A 19816-nucleotide genomic window follows, 5' to 3' on the forward strand; every position below is an offset into this window, starting at 1 on the left:
ACCATGCAGACAAGAACCGCCCTCCCGCTCCTCGCCCTGGCAACCGCTTTCGGCCTCGCCGCCTGCGACCGTGAGCGCGAGGCACCCGCACCCGAACCGACGGCATCGGAAGAGCCCGAATCGACCCGGTCCATCATCCGCCCCGTCGAAGGCGAACCGGAAGCAACCGTGGACGAGGTTCTCGAGCCCCTGCAGGTAGTGGTCCAGTTCCCGGAAAGCGGGTTCGAGATTCCGCCGGCAGGTATCGAGAAACTGCGAACGGCAATCCGGAGTGCGCAATTCGAGGCGGGCGGGCCGATTGTGATCGGCGGTCATTCGGATGCCGGCGGCAATGATGCGATCAACTTGCGCGTCTCGCGCCAGCGGGCCGAGGCGGTGCGCGACTGGCTGCTCGAAAACGGCGTCGCCGAAGGCAGGATGGAAGTCATCGCCTTCGGAGAGCAGAATCCGCTAAGGCCGAACGCACTGCCCAACGGTCAGCCCGATCCGCGCGGGCGCGCGGCCAACCGGCGGGCCGAAGTGACCATTGGCGAACCGGTCGAGGAACTCGAGCTGTCCGAAACGGACGGTCCGGCCACGCTGGTCGAGAAGCTTGCTGGCGACGGTCAGCAGGACGCTGCGCCCGAGGCAGAGGCGACGAGCGATCGCCCCGCGACACGACCGACCGAATAAGCGCGCTGCAAACCCCATTGACGTAACGGCGTGTGCGGTGGCAATGCGCGCCGGAGCGCGGGTATAGCATAGTGGTAATGCTCCAGCCTTCCAAGCTGGCTAGAGGGGTTCGATTCCCCTTACCCGCTCCATCTTTCGAATGATCGCCGCATTCAGACCGCCATATTATCGATGAGCCGCGTCCCCCCGATGCGTGCCGCGACGAGCAGTTTCATCGCGCGCTCCTGCACCGCTTCCAGTTCCTGGAGGCTTTCCGCATCGGCCAGGGCGGCATAGTCGACCCGTTCGAAGCCGGCGCCAAGCAATTCGTCCTCCAGCATCTGCAAGGTCGGCAGCACTTCCTGCCCGTCCCGGATGCGCGCGATGGCTTCCTGCATCGCTCGCGGAAGGGTGGCGGCGGCGGCGCGGTTCTCCTGCGAGAGGTACCGGTTGCGGCTGCTCATCGCGAGCCCGTCCGCCTCGCGCACGGTCGGTACGCCGATGATGTCGTCCGCATGGGGCCGCGACAGATCGAGGTCGCGGGCCATTCGCCTGATGACCGCGAGCTGTTGCCAGTCCTTCTCCCCGAACAGCGCGATATCGGGGCGCACCTGATTGAACAGCTTGCAGACCACCGTGGCGACGCCGTCGAAATGGCCGGGCCGCTGCGCGCCGCAAAATCCCTCGCTCACTTCGGCAACGCGGATCGTGCTTGCAAACCCTGCGGGATACATCGCGTCGACGCGCGGCGCCCAAAGCAGGTCGACGCCTTCACCTTCCAGCAGCCGGCTGTCCTCTTCCAGCTGGCGGGGATAGGCGTCCAAGTCTTCGTTCGGCCCGAACTGCGTCGGGTTCACGAAAATGGAGACCGCAATCCTGTCCGCCCGCTTCCTTGCTTCGCGCACCAGCGTGAGGTGACCGTCGTGCAGGGCGCCCATGGTGGGGACGAGCGCCAGTGTCTCGCCCGACGCGGTCAGGTCTTTTACGTGATTTCTCAACACATCGAGTTCTGCGGCGGTTTGCAACGGTCGGGTCCTCCGATAGGAACGAGGCTGGCTGCAAGCGTGGCGTGCGGCCCCATTCAAATCAAGCGACGGGAAAGCCTTTCGTGTCCGAACACCGCCCTCATCGTATCACCTTCGCCAACGAAAAAGGCGGCACCGGTAAATCCACCACCGCCGTGCATGTCGCCGTGGCGCTCGCTTATCAGGGCGCCCGCGTGGCGGCGCTCGATCTCGATCACCGGCAGCGTACGATGGACCGTTATTTCGAGAACCGGTCCGAGACCGAACAGCGGCGCGATATCGCTCTTCCCGGGGCCATTTGCGAAGTCGTACCGGGCGGCGATATCGATTCCTTCGAAGCGACGGCAGAACGCTTCGGGGAAGGGGCAGATTTCCTCATCATCGACACACCGGGGCGGGACGATCCGCTGGCGCGCCATGCGGCGACGACGGCGGACACGCTGGTCACGCCGATGAACGACAGTTTCGTCGATTTCGACCTGATCGGGCAAGTCGATGCGGAAAGCTTTCGCGTGCGCAAGCTGAGTTTCTACGCCGAACTGATCTGGGAAGCGCGCAAGGCCCGCGCGATCGATCGGCGACAGGAGATCGACTGGGTCGTCGTTCGCAACCGCATCGGCCATGTCGAGGCGCGCAACCAGCAGCGTATCGAGCGGGCGCTGGGCGAACTGTCGAAACGTGCGGGCTTCCGCACGGTGAAGGGCCTGTCCGAACGCGTGATCTATCGCGAACTGTTCCCGTCGGGCCTGACGCTGCTGGACAAGGGGCATCTGGGCGAACTGGGCACGAGCCATCTCGTCGCGCGTCAGGAGATGCGGACCTTGCTCGCCGGCCTGCATCTCAAGATCCCGCAGGAAAACCGCGCCGAACTGGAGCCCGCCTGACCCATGGTCCGCATCGTCATCCTGTTGGCCGTCCTGATCGTGGTCTTCCGCTGGGTGACGGGACGCTGGCCGTGGTATTACCTGCGACGGACCCGGAGCACGCCCGATCCGGTCGATCGGGCGCGCATGCTTCTGGGGATCGGCAAGAATGCGTCGCCGGCCGATATCCGCGCAGCCCACAGGCGCCGCGTGACCCAGATCCATCCCGACCGTGGCGGATCCGCCCAGGATGTGCATGAAGCCGACGCCGCGCGCGATCTCCTGCTCGCGCAAACCAAGGAACGCCTGCCATGAGCCACGATTTCGATCCCACCGTCCTTCGCGAATACGACATTCGCGGCATCATCGGAGAGACGCTCGGCCCCGACGATGCGCGCGCGATCGGACGCAGTTTCGCGACGCTGCTGCGGCGTGCCGGCGGGTCGAAAGTCGCGGTGGGATATGATGGCCGGGTCAGTTCGCCCATCCTGGAACACGCGCTGGTCGAAGGGCTGACGGCAAGCGGCTGCGATGTCCTGCGCATCGGAATGGGGCCCACGCCCCTCCTCTATTTCGCGGAAGCTTCGCGAGAGGCCGTGCATGGCGGCATCATGATTACCGGCAGCCACAACCCGGCCAACTACAACGGCTTCAAGATGGTCTTCCAGGGACGCCCGTTCTTCGGTGCGGATATCCAGGAGATCGGCAAGCTGTCGGCGGACGGGGACTGGGACGACGGAACCGGCACGGTCAGCGAGGCCGATGTCAGCGAGGAATACCTGGACGCCCTCGTCGCCCCGCTATCCGAAATCGAGGAGGCGAACCTTGCCGGCCTGCGGGTCGGCTGGGATGCCGGCAACGGTGCGGCCGGTCCGATGCTGGCCCGCCTGACGGATCGCCTGCCGGGCGAGCACCACCTGCTCTACACCGATGTCGATGGTGCCTTTCCCAATCACCATCCCGATCCCACGGTCGAGGCAAATCTCGAGGACCTGCGCACCCTCGTGGCGGAGAAGAGGCTCGATTTCGGCATAGCCTTCGACGGCGATGGCGACCGGATCGGCGCTATCGACGGGGAAGGGCGGATCATCTGGGGCGACCAGCTCCTGATGATCTATGCCGAGGACCTGTTGAAGACTCGCCCGGGCGCGACCATCATCGCGGACGTGAAGGCCAGCCGCGCCCTGTTCGATCACGTGGCTGACCACGGCGGGAAGCCGGTCATGTGGAAGACCGGCCATTCCCTGATCAAGGCGAAGATGAAGGAAACCGGATCGCCGCTGGCGGGCGAAATGAGCGGCCACGTGTTCTTCGCAGACACCTATTACGGTTTCGACGATGCCCTTTACGCCGGTATCCGCCTGATGGCTGCGAGCGCCCGCCTGGGCCGCTCAGTCACCGAATTGCGCGGCGGGATGAAGGACATGGTCAACACGCCCGAAATGCGCTTCCGAGTGGACGAGAGCCGGAAGTTCGCCGCTATCGCGGAAGTCAGCGACCGACTGGCCGGTACCGACGCGGACGTCGATGCGACCGACGGTGTGCGGGTCACGAACGACGACGGCTGGTGGCTGTTGCGCGCTTCCAACACGCAGGACGTCCTCGTTGCCCGCGCGGAAAGCGATACCGAAGCCGGTCTCCAACGCCTGATGTCGCAGATCGACGAGCAACTGGCACTTTCCGGACTGGAGCGCGGGCCACAAGCAGGGCATTAAGCGGCATTCGACACGGGGATTGGGTCATGATTCGTTTGCTTCTCACCACGGGTGCCGCTGCATCGCTGTTCGCCTTCGTGCCGGCATCGGCGCAGGAGGAGGGGCAACCCCTTCCCGAGCTTCGGATCCCAGCTCCTGTCCCGATGCAGGTCCAGAACGAGGCGCCAGAAGCGGACTCCGAGGCCGCTGACGATTTCGAACCCTATGACGACGAATTCGACATGTCGGAAATGGACGACGAGCTCGTCGGCGAAATGGCAGGCCTCGCCATGCTCGGTGCGCTGTTCGATGCGCCCGAACTGACGGCCGAGCAGGAAGCGCGCCTGCCGGCGGCCATGCAGGCGGTCCAAACCGCGTTTCCGGACGGCGTGTACAAGCAACTGCTCGACACCATGATGGGTAGCGAAGGCATGTTCGGCGGCTTGCTGGGCGAGGTGGTTGGCAGCGCAATGTCCCCCGGCGATCTGGCCGATGCGCTTGGCCGGGACGAACTTGCTATGGAGAGCCTGTCGCAGGAGGAGCGCATCCGGCTAACCGAACTGCTCGACCCTGATTACGAGGAGCGGACGCAGAAGACGATGGACTCCGTCTTCGATACGATCGGCGATGCGATGTCGTCGATGGAGCCGGCCCTGCGCGAAGGGTATGCCAAGGCCTACGCGACACGGTTCACGCAGGAGCAGCTGACCGAGATCAACGCCTTTCTCGCGACCGATACCGGTGCCTATTTCGCGTCGCAGTCGATCCTGATGTCTGCCGATCCGCACGTGATGCAGGCCACGATGCAGGCCCTTCCGACGATGATGGGCGCCTTGCCGGAGTTGATGATCGGTTTGGAAGGCGCCGTGGCGGACTTGCCGGAGCAGAAAACCTACGACGCGCTTACGGTAACGGAACGCGCGGAAATCGCCGAAATGCTCGGGATCGAGCTTTCGCAACTCGAAGCGGACATGCGGCGCGCCGAGAACCCGCCTGCTATAAGCACCATGTCTCTCGACGAAGACGAGGAAGAGCTCGTAGACGAGGACGATATCTGAGCATCCCGATTTCGTTCCTGTTCCGTCGCCACGAACCGGTCAGGCAGGCGCTCCTGCCATGACCGGGACCATACGGGTCCCGCACGAGATCGAGGCCTGGTTCGCAGGCCGCGACTGGCGTATCCGTTCGCACCAGCATGACATGTTCGCGGCCGCCCGATCCGGCCGGCATGCACTTCTCGTGGCGGATACGGGGGCCGGGAAAACGCTGGCGGGTTTCCTGCCTACGCTGGCCGACTTCTGCCCCTCCGTGACGGGAGAGGTCGGACCGCCGGAAGGCCTGCACACGCTCTATGTCTCCCCATTGAAGGCGCTCGCGCACGATGTGCAGCGCAACCTTGTCGCACCTGTCGAGGAGATGGGCCTCCCGATCCGAATCGAGACACGCAGTGGCGATACGCCTTCCGACCGGAAGCGGCGACAGCGGGAAAAGCCGCCGCATATCCTCCTGACGACGCCTGAGTCGCTGTCGCTGCTCCTGTCCTATCCGGAAAGCTTCGACCTGTTCGCGTCGCTCAAGCGCATCGTGATCGACGAGGTGCATGCCTTCGCCACCGGCAAGCGGGGCGACCTTCTGGCGCTGGCTCTGTCACGGCTTCAGGCGCTTGCGCCCGCCATGCAGCGCGCGGCGCTGTCCGCCACCGTGGCCGATCCGGATGGCTACCGGGACTGGCTTGCACCCGACGGAGATGTCGACCGGGTGACGCTGGTGATCGGGGAGAAGGGCGCCGACCCGCAGGTCGATATCCTGTTACCGGACGAGGAACGCGTGCCGTGGGGCGGCCATGCGGCGACGTGGGCGATTCCGCAATTGATCGACCTAATCCGCGCGAACCGAACCACGCTGGTCTTCACCAACACCCGTTTCCTGGCGGAGTACATCTTCCAGCACATCTGGGATGCCAATGAGGAGAACCTGCCGATCGGCATCCACCACGGATCGCTCAGCAAGGAAGCGCGCCGCAAGGTGGAAGGTGCGATGGCGCGTGGCGAGCTGAGGGCGCTCGTCGCGACCGCCAGCCTCGACCTCGGCGTCGACTGGGGCGATGTCGATTGCGTGGTCCAGATGGGAGCTCCCAAGGGATCGAGCCGCCTGCTCCAGCGGATCGGCCGGGCGAACCACCGGCTGGACCTGCCCAGCAGGGCTGTGCTGGTCCCCGGCAACAGGTTCGAGTTTCTGGAGGCCACTGCGGCGCGGGACGCCGTGGAAGAGGGCCAGCGGGATGGCGAGGACTTCCGGGCAGGTGGGCTGGACGTGCTCGCCCAGCACGTGATGGCGTGCGCATGTGCGGCGCCGTTCGACGAGGAAGCCCTGCTGAGGGAAATCCGGTCCTGCACCAGCTATGCCTGGGTCGACGAGGCCGTTTGGGACCGTGTGCTGAACTTCGTCGCCACCGGGGGCTACGCGCTGCGCGCCTACGACAAGTTCCGGCGCATCGTACGGGACCGCCTGGGCGTATGGCGCCTGGCCCATCCCGAACATGCCGCGAGGCACCGGCTGAATGCCGGCATCATCATGGACGGCGAAATGCTGACCGTGCGGTTCCGCAACGGTCGGCAGCTTGGCAGGGTCGAGGAACGCTTCGCTGCGCAGCTTTCGCCCGCCGATACCTTCGCCTTTGCCGGGACGAGCCTCGAGGTCGAGCAGGTCAAGGACATGGAAGTAATCGTGCGCGCATCGACGAAGAGCGCGATGATCCCGTCCTATGGCGGCGCGCGACTGCCATTGACGACCCATCTGGCGGACCGGGTCCGCGCCATGCTGCAGGATCGGCCCGGATGGGCGCGCTTTCCCGACGACGTTCGCGAATGGCTGGAAATGCAGGACTGGCGCAGTCGGCTGCCCGGACCGGACGAGCTGCTGGTGGAAAGTTTCCCCCACGGCGGGCGGGAATACACGGTGTACTACACTTTCGAAGGATGGAACGCGAACCAGAGTCTGGGCATGCTCATCACCCGCCGCATGGAGGACAGGGGGCTGCTTCCGGGCGGCTTCGTGGCGAACGATTACTCGCTGGCCGTATGGGGGCTGCGGCCGGTGACCGATCCGGCACCGCTCCTGTCACCCGATATCCTGACGGAGGAATTCGTGGACTGGGTACAGGACTCCCAATTGCTGCGCCGCGCATTTCGCGAAGTGGCCGTGATCGGCGGGCTGGTGGAGCGCCAGCATCCAGGGAAGCGCAAGACCGGCAAGCAGGTGACCTTTTCGACCGACCTGATCTACGACGTGCTGCGAAAGCACGAGCCGGACCACCTGCTGCTGGAAGCGGCCTGGGCGGATGCACGGGCGCGCATGACGGATGTCGGCCGGCTCGGGGACCTCTTGGACAGGTCCGCGGACCAACTGATCCACGTGGAGCTAGACCGGGTCAGTCCGCTCGCCGTGCCGGTCATGGTCATGATCGGGCGGGAAAGCGTGCCGCAGGGCGCGGTCGACGACGAGTTGCTGCTGGAAGCGGAAAGCCTCGCCGATGCCGCGATGCGATCGGAAACGCTGGACTAGATCGGACGGCCGAACTCCCGGTACTTCTCGTTGCCCACGAAGCCGAACTTCGTGACCCCACTCGCCCTGATGGTCTTCATCGTACGGACTGAGATGTCATAGCTGGCGAGTGCCATCGGTTCGAACTGGAGCTCGGGTTCCACATCGAGTTGCGTGCTCGCTCTCAGAAGCGTGCTCAGCTGCGTGCCACCGACCGGCGTGCCGTTCCACAGGATGCGATCGCTCTCGTCGATCACGATCTTGTTTTTCAGAGGATCGAGTGTGGGACGCGGGCAATCGGCACAATCCTGCGGCAGCTCTACGTCGACCGAGTGAGTGGCGACCGGAATGGTGATGATGAACATTATGAGGAGAACCAGCAGGACGTCGATGAGGGGCGTCGTGTTCATTTCGCCCATGGGAGTGTCGAACTTGGCCATGATATCCTCCTGCAGTTTATGTCATGGTACTACATAACACGATCATTACGGCTTTTTGGAGGCGGGAGATGACCGCCTGACTGATGGCGCTGCAGGACATATGATCGGTTCCCGAGATGAGCATACGAAAAGGGCGGGAATTTCTTCCCGCCCTTCGAGTGTTCCTGATTGGAAGCCGCGTCCTATTCGGACTTGCCGAAGGTCCGGTACTTCTCGTTGCCGACGAACCCGAACTTGGTCACGCCCGACGCCTTGATGATGTTGAGCGTACGGATCGAGAGATCGTAACTCGCGAGTGCTTCAGGCTCGTACTGAAGCTCGGGCTCCGGATCCATCTGCGTCGTGATCTGCAGGTTGCGGACCAGTTCGCCTTCCGAGATCGGGTTGCCGTTCCAGAGGATTTCGCCCGACTGCAACAGGATGATCTTGTTGCGATCCGGTTCGATCTGGTCCGGCGGCGGAGGGGTGTTGTCCGGTTGCGGCAGGTCGATGTTCACCGCGTGCGTAGCCACCGGGATGGTGATGATGAACATGATGAGGAGCACGAGCAGCACGTCGATAAGCGGCGTGGTGTTCATTTCCATCATCGGTTCGCCGTCGTCGCTACCGCCTGACATTGCCATGGGTTGGTCTCCTGAAAGTTCTCGTGTTCCGCCCGATCAGCCTGGATCGACCGGATTGGAAATGAAGCCGACGGTGGGATAACCGGCGCGCTGGATGGTGTAGATCGTGCCGGCGATACACCGCCACGGAGCGTTGACGTCGCCGCGGATGTGAACCTGCGGGATCATTTCTGGGTTCTGAAGCAGCGCTTCGGCGCCGCCCGCCCTCTGCACGAGACCGTCGAGACGATCGAACGAGCTCTGGTACAGTTCCTCGGACGTCACCGGAGTGGTGTTGTTGTAATAGATCCGGCATTCGCCATCGCGAGAGGCGCCCTGGTAGCCCTCCTGACCCGCGCTGAGCCCCTGGCTGTCGCTCGTCGAAACGGTCAGCAGGAGATTCTCGACCTTGTCTTCCGACTCGATGGTTTCGAGGATCGGGATCTCGAGCTTGTCGATCGTCTGGATTGCGACGGGAACGGCGATGAGGAAGATGATCAGGAGCACCAGCATGACGTCCACGAGGGGCGTCGTGTTGATGTCTGACATCGGGGCTCCTTCTTCCCCTCCGAGTGCAACTGCCATGTCTTACTTTCCTAACCTGATTGGCGCCTGAAGTTTATCCGCCTTTGAAGGCCGGGAGGTGCGCATCCTGTCGCACCTCCCGGTATCTCAGCCGGATGTTCAGGGCTTCTTCGGGGTGGTCGTGGTCGTGGTCGTCGCCGTGGGGCTCTTGACGGTACCCGCAGCAGTCGTGCCGGCCGGCTTAGCCGTGGCGGGGGCGGTCTTGGCAGCCTTCGAAGCCTGTTGGGTCGACGCACCGGTCATGAGGGCCGGCTTCACTTCACCGTTCGAGCTCATATAGGCGAGCAGGTCGGTCGAGAAACCGCTCAGACGCGCCGCGATCTTGCGGTTGCGGCTCTGCAGCCAGTTGTAGGCCATGACGGCCGGAACCGCGACGAGCAGACCGATGGCGGTCATGATCAGGGCTTCACCGACCGGGCCGGCGACCTTGTCGATCGAGGCCGAACCGGCGAGGCCGATGTTGATCAGGGCGCGGTAGATACCGATCACCGTACCGAGCAGACCGATGAACGGCGCGGTCGCACCGGTGGTCGCGAGGAACGGCAGGCCGCCGGCGAGCTTCGTGTTGATCGAGGCTTCCGAGCGGGCAAGCGAACCGTGAAGGTAATCGTGCGATTCGGTCTTGTCGGTCATCTTGCGGTGCTCGGCGTCGGCCTTGAGGCCATCGTCGACGAGCTGGCGCCATGCGCTGTTCTGGTCGAGCTTCTTCGCGCCTTCCGGGAGCGAATTGGCGCGCCAGAAGCTGGTCTGCACATCCTTGTACTGGTTCAGGATCTTGTTCTGTTCGAGCAGCTTCGTGATCAGGATGTAGAACGAACCGACGGACATGATGACGAGCACGGCCAGAATCGACCACGCGATCGGGCCGCCCTGTTCCATGGCTTCCCAGAATCCGAATTCATTCACCACCTCGGTGTCCGCTCCTGCGGCAGTAAGCATTTCGATAATCATTGCGAGTTTCCTCTCAGGATAAAGGTCGGTTCAAGAGTTCAATCAAACAAACGTCTGACGGATGGTTACTGCGGGATTTGCCACTGAACGGTACCAGAAAAGGTTCCGTCGGTCCTGTTCCCGCTGCTGTCGGTAGCGGCATTGAACCGGGCACGGCTCTGCACCAAAGAGCAAGTCGCGTCTTTGAGGGTAGACGGAGCGCTACCGCCGGTGACCGAACATGAGGTCACACGTCCATTCGATCCCACATTGACGCGGAAGCTCACGGTCCCCTCATAATCGCGATTGATCCAGCTCGAGCGATAATCGCTGTCGCGCACCCAGCCGCCATTGCTGGGGGTCGGAGGCTTCGGCGGCGCGGCCGGCGGCGGCGGCGGCGGGCAGGTCGCACTGACCGGCACCGTCTGGCCGTTCGGGCACGTCTTGGTAGCCGGCGGCGGCGGCGGACAGGCCTGTCCGATCGGGACGACACGACCGTTCAAGCAAGTCTTGGACGTCGGCTCGTCACGCGGATTCGGATCGAAATTCGAGAAATCCGGCGGATCGGGCGTGAAATCACGCGGCGGCGGTGCTTCCGACAGGCGGTTCGGCTGCGGCGGGATGACCACCGGCTGCTCGACACTCTGCGGCTCGTCCGGCGGAGGCGGGGGAGGGGTTTCCTCCGGTTCCGGCTCTTCCGGTTCTTCTTCGATATCGACCGTGGTCACGGTCTCCTGCACCTTTTCGAATGCGCTCTGTGCCAGGCCGGTAACCAGCAAGAAGCCGATACCCACGTGGATCAATCCGACGATGATCAACGCGATAATCCTGTTGGAGCTCATCTCCTGGTCAGCATAGGCCATTCGGTTGCATCACTCCGTTATCAGCGTCGCGTTCACTGCGACGTAGCTACCCAAATGCAAGGTGCGAAACCCTGCGAAGTTCCCATCCCCTCCATCACGAACATTGCGCAAACGGAAGGGAGAACGCAACGTTCAAAGTTGCGCCCGGGCCATCGTCCCCACGACAGGCCCGGATTCCGCGGATCATTAGCCACCCGATTTCTATCCCGCAATCGCTTTTCCGGTTAACGTCGGATTCACGGCCGGGCAGGTGAACTGCGCCGGAGGCGATTCGCCATAATTTTTCACCGAGCTGGGAAAACCCATGAATTTCAGACGGATGTTCTTTGTCCCTGCCTGTCTTGCCATTGTCGTCGGCTGTTCGACATTGCCGCTCGGTGAGGCGTCGGGACAGGAAATCCCCATGATGCCCCAGCCGACCTATGCCGATCTGGCAGGTCTGGTGGACGAGACCGAACTGGTGGTCCGGGCTGAGATTCGCGACCAGATCCGCCTCGCTCCGGAACGCGCGCCGGACGTGGCTCCGGGGATGGCGCGCCTATATATAGAAGCGCGCACGGGAGCCCTCCTCTCCGGATCGGTGCCGGTTGGCGAAACCCTGCGCTACCTTGTCGATGTACCGCTGAGGTCCGATGGCAAGGTGCCCAAGCTGAAGAAGCAGCAGGTCCTCCTCTTCGCCCGCCCCGTGCCCGGTCGCACGGACGAGCTGCAACTCGTAGAGCGTGACGCGCAGCTGGCATGGACGCCCGAACTGGAAAGCCGGCTCCGTCCGATCCTGGCCGACTTCATCGCGCCCGATGCCCCGCCGGTCATCACCGGCGTGAGCGAGGGGATGTCGATCGAAGGCAATCTTGCCGGAGAGACCGAAACGCAATTCTTCCTTTCGACAGAGCGAGGCGAACCGGTATCCCTTACCATCCTTCGGCGTCCCTCCGCACAGCCGCAATGGGGCGTTTCCTGGTCCGAACTCGTGGTCCAGTCCGACAGCGCGCCAGCACCGCGGACGGTGGGCTGGTATCGTCTGGCCTGCTCGCTTCCGCGAACCTTGCCGCAGGGGATCATGCTGACGGACGATGCCGCCGCCCGGCTGAGGGCGGAACGCGATTACGCTTTCGTGCTGGAACAGCTGGGATCCTGCGAGCGCAACCGGACCTAGGGGCCGTAGAAGACTTTCTGGTTCCCATCGGTCGGTGTTCGGCGCTACCGGCGCCGGCATGTCGACCGAGAAAACGCCACTGCGCATCGCCATAGCCGGGCTGGGAACCGTCGGGACCGGCGTCATCCGGCTGATCGATTCGAACAGCGACCTGCTTGCCGAACGGGCGGGCCGGGCGATCGAGATCGTCGCCGTCAGTGCGCGAGAGCGCCATCGGGAACGCGGCGTCGCCATCGACCGGTTCGCCTGGGAAGACGACATGACCGCGATGGCACGGCGCGACGACGTCGATGTCGTGGTCGAACTGGTCGGCGGTTCGGACGGGCCGGCACTCACGCTGGCGCGCGATACACTTTCGGCCGGCAAGGGGCTGGTGACGGCCAACAAGGCGATGATCGCCCATCACGGGCTCGAACTCTCGCGCCTTGCGGAAAGCAAGGGCGCCCCGCTCGCTTTCGAAGCGGCTGTCGCGGGCGGCATCCCGATCCTCAAGGGCCTTCGCGAAGGCGCCGTGGCCAACCGGCTGACGCGTCTTTACGGCGTCCTGAACGGGACTGCCAATTTCATCCTGTCGAGCATGGAAGAAAAGGGTGCCGACTTCGCCGTAGCTTTGGAGGAGGCCCAGCGCCTCGGCTACGCCGAAGCGGATCCGGGCTTCGACATCGACGGCACCGATGCCGCGCACAAGCTGTCCATTCTCGCCGCGCTCGCCTTCGGGTCGGAGCTCGACTACGCGTCCGTCGCCACGCACGGAATAGATAGGGTGCGTGCGGCCGATATCGTGCAGGCGGACGCGCTCGGCTATGTCATCCGGCTCGTCGCAATGGCCGATATGGACGGTTCACGTGGCGACGGTGCTTCGCTCATGCAGGAAGTCCGCCCCTGCCTCGTCCCACGCGGGCATCCGCTCTCCCATGTGACGGGCGCGACCAACGCCGTGGTGGCCGAGGGCAATTTCGTCGGGCGGCTGCTGTTCCAGGGTGCGGGTGCCGGAGACGGCCCGACGGCCAGTGCGGTCGTCGCCGACCTCGTGGATATTGCGAGGGGGACCGCCGGGCACGCCTTCTCGATTACGGCGGACGCCCTGTCCCCGTCGCCTGCCGCCGATCGCGGCGCGCGCACGGGTCGCAATTACATCCGGTTCGCGGTCAAGGACCGGACCGGCGTGCTTGCGGAAATCACGGCCGCAATGCGCGATTCCGGCGTGTCGATAGAGAGCCTGATCCAGAAGGGCCGCTCCGACAATGGCGGAGAAGTGCTGGTCGCCATGGTAACGCATGATGGCGAATGGCGCTGCGTCGAGCAAGCGGTCGAAATCCTCAACAGGTCCGAGGATCACACCGCCGAACCCCTCGTCATGCCGATCCTGGGAGCCTAACCCTCCGGCTCCGGATCGCGCGCCACAGGATTATCGACCGGCTCGGATTGCGGGGTGGGCGCATTCGGATCGTCCAGCGGTACGAGTCCGTGTCCTACGCGGTCCGCGTCCGATCCCGGCGGTGTATCGGGCAGTGACGCGAAATCGATGATGTAGGCAGGCGGCTTCGGACAGGGCGGGATGAAGCAGCCGCGCGCAACGACCGGACCGGGATATTTCGGCTCCAGATCGGGCGCGCGCGGCAGGCCGTCATCGGTGTTGATACCCAGTTCGGTATCGGACGCGATGCGATACTTTTCCGGATCGTCCGGCCTCCTCGCGCACACGACGATCGTACCGTCCTCGCCGGGATCGCATCGTGGCGCGGGCTTGGGGGGAGGAGGGCCGTAGGCCTCGCGCGCCGCGTCCAGAACCTCCTGCGTATTAGAATCGGGCTCTGCGGGCTCGGATTGCGCAAAGGCCGGGCTGCCCGCGCACAGCGAGGCCAGCATTGCCGCCACGGCCATTCTCGACATTGCCATGAGGCCCCCCTAAGCGACTTGCGCGAAGCCCCGAGACAACCGGTAAAGGATTGAACGCCCCATGAATGCCCATGACGCAGCGACCGAAAGCCAGCTCGATAGGGTCCTCGTCCTCGAACTCGTGCGAGTCACGGAGGCTGCGGCCGTCGCGGCGGCCGACTGGATCGGACGCGGCGACGAAAAGGCGGCCGATGCCGCCGCGGTCGAGGCCATGCGGCGCGCGTTCGACAAGCTGTACATGGACGGCACGGTGGTGATCGGCGAGGGCGAGCGGGACGAAGCGCCCATGCTCTATATCGGCGAGAAGGTCGGCGGTGCTCCCGGCAAGGGCCCGCGCATCGACATCGCGCTCGATCCGCTGGAAGGTACCACTATCACCGCCAAGGCCGGGCCCAACGCTCTCGCCGTCCTCGCCGCCGCGGAAGAAGGCTGCCTTCTCAACGCGCCCGATACCTACATGGACAAGCTGGCCATCGGTCCCGGTTATCCGGAAGGCATCATCAGCCTCGAGAAGAGCGCGACCGAGAACGTGACGGCCCTGGCCGAGGCCAAGGGCGTGGCTCCGAACCTCATCAATGTGTGCGTCCTGGACCGGCCGCGGCACTCGGACATCATCGCGGAACTGCGATCGCTGGGATGCGGGGTCACCTTGATCGGGGACGGAGACGTGGCAGGCGTCATCGCGACGACCGATCCTGACACCACGATCGACATGTATATGGGCCAGGGCGGCGCACCGGAAGGCGTGCTGGCTGCGGCGGCGCTGCGATGCGTGGGCGGACAGTTCAACGGCCGGCTGGTCTTCCGGAACGAGGATGAAAAGGCGCGGGCGCGCAAATGGGGTATCGAGGATCTCGACAGGATCTACCTGCTCGAAGATCTCGCGAAGGGGGATTGCATCTTCGCGGCGACCGGCGTCACGTCCGGGTCTCTGCTGGACGGCGTGAAGATGCTGCCGGGCGGGGTCATGACCACCGACAGCGTCGTGATGCGCGCCAGCAGCGGCACGGTCCGCTGGATCCGGGGCGAGCACCGGATCGGGTGAAATAGCGGGACGCGTCACTGTTGCATTCGCATGACAAAGGCTAAGCCCCGCGCGAACCGATTCGTGCTTCAGCCGGGGAAAACGATCTTCATGAAACTGATGGCCGCCAACTCCAATCTCCCGCTGGCCCGGGCGATTGCAGCCTATCTCGAAATGCCGCTGTGCGATGTCAGCGTGCGCCGGTTCGCGGACGAGGAAATCTTCGTAGAAATCCACGAGAACGTGCGGGGCGAGGATGCTTTCGTCCTCCAGTCCACCAGCTTCCCGGCGAACGACAACCTCATGGAGCTGCTGATCTGCGTCGATGCGCTCAAGCGCGCCTCGGCCCGGCGGATCACCGCCGTGGTGCCGTATTTCGGCTATGCCCGGCAGGACCGGAAACCCGGGCCGCGGACGCCGATCAGTGCCAAGCTGGTCGCCAATCTGATCACCGAAGCCGGTGCCGATCGCGTGCTGGCCGTCGATCTGCACGCCGGGCAGATCCAGGGATTCTTCGATATCCCGACGGACAATCTTTACGCGGCGCCCGTCATGGCGGCCGATATCCAGGCCCGCTACGGCGATCAGCAACTGATGGTCGTCAGCCCCGACGTGGGCGGCGTGGTGCGCGCGCGGGCGCTGGCCAAGCGGCTCGACAATGCCCCGCTCGCCATCGTCGACAAGCGGCGCGATCGTCCGGGCGAATCCGAAGTGATGAACATCATTGGCGAGGTGAAGGGTCGCCACTGCATTCTGATCGACGATATCGTCGACTCGGGCGGTACGCTCTGCAATGCGGCTTCGGCCCTGCTGGAAGCCGGTGCGAGCTCTGTCGCCGCGTATATCACGCACGGTGTCCTGTCGGGCGGCGCGGTCGCAAGGGTCGACGGCTCCGAACTGACCGAACTCGTCATCACCGACACGATCCGGCCGCTCGACGCAGTGCTGGACAGCGAGAAAATCCGCATTCTCACGATCGCACCGCTGATCGGCGAGGCGGTTCGCCGCATCGCGGACGAAAGCAGCGTGAGCTCGCTGTTCGACTAGGTCCGCCTATGGCTGGCGCAGCTGAGCGCCGGTCTTCCGGCGACCCCAGGGCGGGGCATCGTCCGGCCCCAAACGCTCCAGCTCTTCCAGCCGCCGCGATTGCCGATGTTCCAGGTTCATCGTCATGATCGGCGGCTTCGCCGCGGCGAAACGCTTCGGCGTCTGGCGGAAAAAGGCGGTGAATTCCCTGATGAGGTGGGACTGGTCGGAATAGCGGGCGATGACCTCTTCCGCTTCCTGCTCGTCCGCCACCCCGCATAGCTGCGCCCCCAGATCGAGCGCGCGGGCCCTGCGCAAAACCTGCTTCGGGGTAAGCCCGAAGTCACGCTTGATGCGCCGCTCAAGTTGCCGCACCCCGATGCCGTGGCTTTCCGCAAAGCCGGAAATAGACATGTTCGGATCGGTAAAGGCGCCAAGGTCGAAAGCCGTCGTGACAGCGTCGGGATGCCGCGGTTGCCTTCGTTCGATGAGATCGGTGAGAATGCCTTCGATGATCTCGAACGCGCGGTCCGGTCTCATCTCGGCATCTTTCAGTTCGTGGAACTCTTCCAGTTCAAGGCCCATCGCCCTGACCGATTCGATCCGGTCGACGATCGTGTCCGCGTGAAGCCCCGTCAGGCAATGCAGGGCACCGGCTCGCACGCTCACGCCGAGGACGAGTATCGGACCCGTCGATTTGCATGGCATGGCCTGGGACTGGGGCCCGACAAGGTAAATCCTGTTGGCAAACTGGACTTCGCCGTCTTTCGTGGCGAGGCTCCACTGCGCGCCCGTGAACAGGCGCAGCGTGGCCGTGTCGTTGCAGAAGCTGCAATCGAGCGCGCTCTTGCCGTGCCATGCCACGTTGGTCGCATGAATCCTGCTGAACCAGGGGCGCAGTTCCGGTTTGAGCTGCCTGTGATAGGAAAGCGGGATCCCGTCGGGCGTCGAACCGGTGTTGAGTTGCGCTTCGCCTGTTGCCGTGCTTTCGAACCGCACGTCGTCTTCCCCTATGCAGCTGGTCATTTCTCGGATGGCCATCGAACTGCAGTCGATCTTTGTTAGGAATACCTTTGAGCAGAAAGAAGTTTCCCGCAAGTCCCGTTGGAAAGGGCGGCGTCGACCGTGACATCGAGCTGGCCGAGCGCCTTGCCGATGCGGCCGGTGCGATCATCAGGCCGGCCTTTCGTGCCGACTGGAAAGACGAGCGCAAGATTGACGCGTCGCCCGTAACGGACATCGACCGTGCCGCGGAAGCGGCCATGCGCGCGATCATCGAAACGGACCGTCCCGATGACGGCATCATCGGGGAGGAATACGGGACGCTGAACGAGAATGCCGGGCGGCAATGGGTGCTTGACCCGATCGACGGGACGATCAGTTTCATGGCCGGCCGCCCGATCTTCGGGACGCTTGTCGCGCTGATGCAGGACGGCTGGCCGGTGCTGGGCATCATCGACCAGCCGATCGCGGGCGAGCGCTGGGTCGGGGCAATCGGGCGTCCGACGACCTTCAACGGGCAGCCTGCAAAGGCGCGCAGTTGCGCGGCGCTGGACTCCGCCGTTCTCGCGACCAGCAGCCCGCATTATTTCGGCGCGTCCGAGGCGGAAGGCTACATGGCTCTCGCATCGGCGGTCGGCGGCAATGCCAAGCAGGCGATGATCATCTATGGCGGGGATTGCTACAATTACGGCCTGCTCGCCTCGGGTCATCTCGACATCGTGTGCGAGGCGGGTCTGTCGCTCTATGACTACGCGGCGCTCGTACCGGTTGTGGAAGGGGCCGGCGGGACGATGAGCGACTGGCAGGGCAATCCGCTCGACGCGCAAAGCGACGGCACGGTCATCGCTCTCGGAGATCCCGCCAGGCTGGAAGACGTGCTGGAGGCGATGGGTTAGGTCATGCCGAAAGAAGCAACGATACGCACGATTGTCATCACGGGTGGAGGCGCCGGCATCGGGCGTGCCAGCGCGCATTACTTCCTGGAGAGGAACTGGCGCGTCTGCGTGCTCGACAAGGACGAGGATGCGCTTGCCGAGATGAGGCAAGCCCATGCGCGCTCCGAATTGCTATGCCTTGGCTGCGATGTCGGTCGGGAGGATGACGTCGGGGAAGCCTTTGCCCAGATCGCCGACTGGCTCGGCGACGGCCCGCTCGACTGCCTCGTCAACAATGCCGGAATTGCCGATCCCTATTGCGGACCGCTGGAGGACCTCCATCTCGGCGACTGGCAGCGGTGGATCGATGCAAGCCTGACGGCCGCATTCCTGTGCAGTCGTTCCGCCATCCCATTGCTGCGGCGGGCAGACCGGACGAGCATTGTGAATATCTCCTCCACCCGCGCGATCATGAGCGAGGAGAACACCTTCGCCTATTCCGCCGCCAAGGGTGGGCTCGACGGCTTGACGCATGCGATGGCCGTCTCGCTCGGGCCGCAGATCCGGGTAAACGCCGTGCTCCCCGGCTGGATAGAGACCGGCCCCTGGCAGAAGGAAGCAGACCGCACCGACGGAGCGCACCGACCGGTGGACCGGGACCAGCATCCGGCAGGGCGGGTCGGCCGCCCCGAGGATATCGCGCAGACGATCGAGTTCTGCATCGAGTCCGGCTTCGTGACGGGTCAGCAGATCGTCGTCGACGGCGGGATGACGCGAAAGATGATTTATGCCGGCTGAGCAGCGCCTTTCCGGCAGGATCGCGCTGGTTACCGGCGCCTCGCGCGGCCTCGGGTTCGAGATCGCGAAGCGGCTGGTGACGGAAGGTGCCCAGGTCTGGATGAATGGCCGCGACGCAGACGGACTGCGGCGGGCGGCGGACGATATCGGGGCGGGCGCCCTGCCGATCGCCTTCGACATCTGCGATGATAAGGCCACGGCGGGGGCGTTCGACACAATCGCCAGCGAGACCGGTCTCGACATTCTCGTCAACAATGTCGGCAACAGGGATCGCCGGAATATCGCAGAGCTGCGCCGGCCGGACTTCGAGGCCCTGCTGCGCAGCAATCTGGTCGCCCCGTTCGATCTTGCGCGCAGGGCGGCGCCCTTGATGGAAGCGCGCAAGTACGGGCGCGTGATCAACATCACTTCGATCGCCGCGGAAATCGCCCGCGGGGACGTGCTATACACGGCGGGCAAGGGCGGACTTGCCGCGATGACCCGCGCTTTGGCGGCGGAGCTTGGCCCGCGCGGGATCACGGTCAACGCCGTCGCGCCGGGCTATTTCGCGACCGAAGCCAATTCGGAAATGGTCGAGGACGAGACCGTCACCGCGCATCTGGAGCGCCGCACCTCGCTCGGGCGCTGGGGCAGGCCGGACGAGATCGCGGGCGCGGTGGCCTTTCTCGCCTCGCCTGATGCCTCCTATGTGACGGGCCAGTCGATCGCCGTCGATGGCGGCTATCTGAGCCACTTCTGAGCGCGCAACGCGCTTGCATTCTAGCGCCAAACCGCTATGTGGCGCGGCTTCACCGACACATGAATCGGAGACCGGCCTGGCGACAAGGGCTGCCAGGGCTG

General features: G+C 64.4%; 21 protein-coding genes and 1 tRNA gene. 14 read left to right on the forward strand and 8 right to left on the reverse strand.

Features of this window, described 5'->3' with window-relative positions; genetic code table 11:
- Positions 1-3 precede the first annotated feature (3 nt).
- Both AB1K63_RS11800 and AB1K63_RS11805 read left to right on the forward strand, forming a co-directional pair.
- Positions 4-672, forward strand: coding sequence for an OmpA family protein (locus tag AB1K63_RS11800; RefSeq protein ID WP_366960356.1), 669 nt, complete (start codon positions 4-6; stop codon positions 670-672).
- Between the two features lie 57 nt (positions 673-729).
- Positions 730-803: transfer RNA gene (locus tag AB1K63_RS11805), tRNA-Gly, on the forward strand.
- A gap of 21 nt (positions 804-824) precedes the next feature.
- Here AB1K63_RS11805 and panC read toward each other — a convergent pair.
- On the reverse strand, positions 825-1676 hold the full coding sequence (panC, locus tag AB1K63_RS11810; RefSeq protein WP_366960358.1) for a pantoate--beta-alanine ligase: 852 nt from the start codon (positions 1674-1676) through the stop codon (positions 825-827).
- Between the two features lie 83 nt (positions 1677-1759).
- Here panC and AB1K63_RS11815 point away from each other — a divergent pair, with 83 nt between their 5' ends.
- The 5 genes from AB1K63_RS11815 to AB1K63_RS11835 are packed head-to-tail and all read left to right on the forward strand — an operon-like array spanning position 1760 to position 7797.
- Positions 1760-2560 (forward strand): division plane positioning ATPase MipZ, encoded by an 801-nt coding sequence (locus tag AB1K63_RS11815; protein ID WP_366960359.1) that lies wholly within the window; start codon positions 1760-1762, stop codon positions 2558-2560.
- 3 nt (positions 2561-2563) lie between these two features.
- A complete protein-coding gene (locus AB1K63_RS11820; protein ID WP_366960360.1) occupies positions 2564-2854 on the forward strand; it encodes a molecular chaperone DnaJ in 291 nt (96 codons plus the stop codon).
- The gene (gene pgmG, locus AB1K63_RS11825; RefSeq protein ID WP_366960361.1) at positions 2851-4254 is read left to right on the forward strand and encodes a phosphoglucomutase/phosphomannomutase PgmG; all 1404 of its coding nucleotides are present in this window, start codon (positions 2851-2853) and stop codon (positions 4252-4254) included. Before AB1K63_RS11820 ends, pgmG begins: the two co-directional genes overlap by 4 nt.
- A 26-nt stretch (positions 4255-4280) precedes the next feature.
- Positions 4281-5291, forward strand: coding sequence for a hypothetical protein (locus AB1K63_RS11830; protein WP_366960362.1), 1011 nt, complete (start codon positions 4281-4283; stop codon positions 5289-5291).
- 58 nt (positions 5292-5349) lie between these two features.
- The gene (locus tag AB1K63_RS11835; protein WP_366960363.1) at positions 5350-7797 is read left to right on the forward strand and encodes a ligase-associated DNA damage response DEXH box helicase; all 2448 of its coding nucleotides are present in this window, start codon (positions 5350-5352) and stop codon (positions 7795-7797) included.
- Here AB1K63_RS11835 and AB1K63_RS11840 read toward each other — a convergent pair.
- From AB1K63_RS11840 to AB1K63_RS11860, 5 genes are all read right to left on the reverse strand, one after another.
- Positions 7794-8216: a biopolymer transporter ExbD gene (locus AB1K63_RS11840; RefSeq protein ID WP_366960364.1), complete on the reverse strand. Its 423-nt coding sequence runs from the start codon at positions 8214-8216 to the stop codon at positions 7794-7796. The genes AB1K63_RS11835 and AB1K63_RS11840 overlap by 4 nt on opposite strands.
- Positions 8217-8398: 182 nt before the next feature.
- Positions 8399-8839: a biopolymer transporter ExbD gene (locus AB1K63_RS11845; protein WP_366960365.1), complete on the reverse strand. Its 441-nt coding sequence runs from the start codon at positions 8837-8839 to the stop codon at positions 8399-8401.
- Between the two features lie 36 nt (positions 8840-8875).
- Entirely contained in the window at positions 8876-9403 is a 528-nt protein-coding gene (locus AB1K63_RS11850; protein ID WP_366960366.1) for a biopolymer transporter ExbD, read from the reverse strand.
- A 99-nt stretch (positions 9404-9502) separates the two neighbouring features.
- Entirely contained in the window at positions 9503-10354 is an 852-nt protein-coding gene (locus tag AB1K63_RS11855) for a MotA/TolQ/ExbB proton channel family protein (protein WP_366960367.1), read from the reverse strand.
- Positions 10355-10419: 65 nt separating this feature from the next.
- A complete protein-coding gene (locus tag AB1K63_RS11860; protein WP_366960368.1) occupies positions 10420-11151 on the reverse strand; it encodes an energy transducer TonB in 732 nt (243 codons plus the stop codon).
- Between the two features lie 448 nt (positions 11152-11599).
- Between AB1K63_RS11860 and AB1K63_RS11865 the strand changes: the two genes are divergently transcribed.
- Entirely contained in the window at positions 11600-12352 is a 753-nt protein-coding gene (locus tag AB1K63_RS11865; protein WP_366960369.1) for a hypothetical protein, read from the forward strand.
- 58 nt (positions 12353-12410) lie between these two features.
- Positions 12411-13730 carry a homoserine dehydrogenase gene (locus AB1K63_RS11870; protein ID WP_366960370.1) on the forward strand — a complete coding sequence of 440 codons (1320 nt, stop codon included), beginning with the start codon at positions 12411-12413 and terminating at the stop codon, positions 13728-13730.
- Here AB1K63_RS11870 and AB1K63_RS11875 read toward each other — a convergent pair.
- The gene (locus AB1K63_RS11875) at positions 13727-14251 is read right to left on the reverse strand and encodes a hypothetical protein (protein ID WP_366960371.1); all 525 of its coding nucleotides are present in this window, start codon (positions 14249-14251) and stop codon (positions 13727-13729) included. The two genes, AB1K63_RS11870 and AB1K63_RS11875, sit on opposite strands and share 4 nt — an antisense overlap.
- 61 nt (positions 14252-14312) lie before the next feature.
- Here AB1K63_RS11875 and glpX point away from each other — a divergent pair, with 61 nt between their 5' ends.
- Both glpX and AB1K63_RS11885 read left to right on the forward strand, forming a co-directional pair.
- On the forward strand, positions 14313-15296 hold the full coding sequence (gene glpX / locus AB1K63_RS11880; protein WP_366960372.1) for a class II fructose-bisphosphatase: 984 nt from the start codon (positions 14313-14315) through the stop codon (positions 15294-15296).
- A 90-nt stretch (positions 15297-15386) separates the two neighbouring features.
- On the forward strand, positions 15387-16322 hold the full coding sequence (locus AB1K63_RS11885) for a ribose-phosphate pyrophosphokinase (RefSeq protein ID WP_366960373.1): 936 nt from the start codon (positions 15387-15389) through the stop codon (positions 16320-16322).
- A gap of 6 nt (positions 16323-16328) precedes the next feature.
- On the opposite strand, the gene AB1K63_RS11890 is transcribed toward AB1K63_RS11885, so the two are convergent.
- On the reverse strand, positions 16329-17327 hold the full coding sequence (locus AB1K63_RS11890) for a helix-turn-helix domain-containing protein (protein ID WP_366960374.1): 999 nt from the start codon (positions 17325-17327) through the stop codon (positions 16329-16331).
- Positions 17328-17374: 47 nt separating this feature from the next.
- On the opposite strand from AB1K63_RS11890, the gene AB1K63_RS11895 reads away from it, so the two are divergent.
- The 3 genes from AB1K63_RS11895 to AB1K63_RS11905 are packed head-to-tail and all read left to right on the forward strand — an operon-like array spanning position 17375 to position 19715.
- Positions 17375-18199, forward strand: a complete 825-nt coding sequence (locus AB1K63_RS11895; protein ID WP_366960376.1) for an inositol monophosphatase family protein — start codon at positions 17375-17377, stop codon at positions 18197-18199.
- A gap of 3 nt (positions 18200-18202) precedes the next feature.
- Positions 18203-18976 (forward strand): SDR family oxidoreductase, encoded by a 774-nt coding sequence (locus tag AB1K63_RS11900; RefSeq protein ID WP_366960377.1) that lies wholly within the window; start codon positions 18203-18205, stop codon positions 18974-18976.
- Entirely contained in the window at positions 18966-19715 is a 750-nt protein-coding gene (locus AB1K63_RS11905; protein ID WP_366960378.1) for an SDR family oxidoreductase, read from the forward strand. The genes AB1K63_RS11900 and AB1K63_RS11905 overlap by 11 nt, the downstream gene beginning before the upstream one ends.
- The last annotated feature ends 101 nt before the right edge of the window (positions 19716-19816 follow it).

The organism is Qipengyuania sp. JC766 (genome assembly GCF_040717445.1).
Classification (GTDB): domain Bacteria; phylum Pseudomonadota; class Alphaproteobacteria; order Sphingomonadales; family Sphingomonadaceae; genus JC766.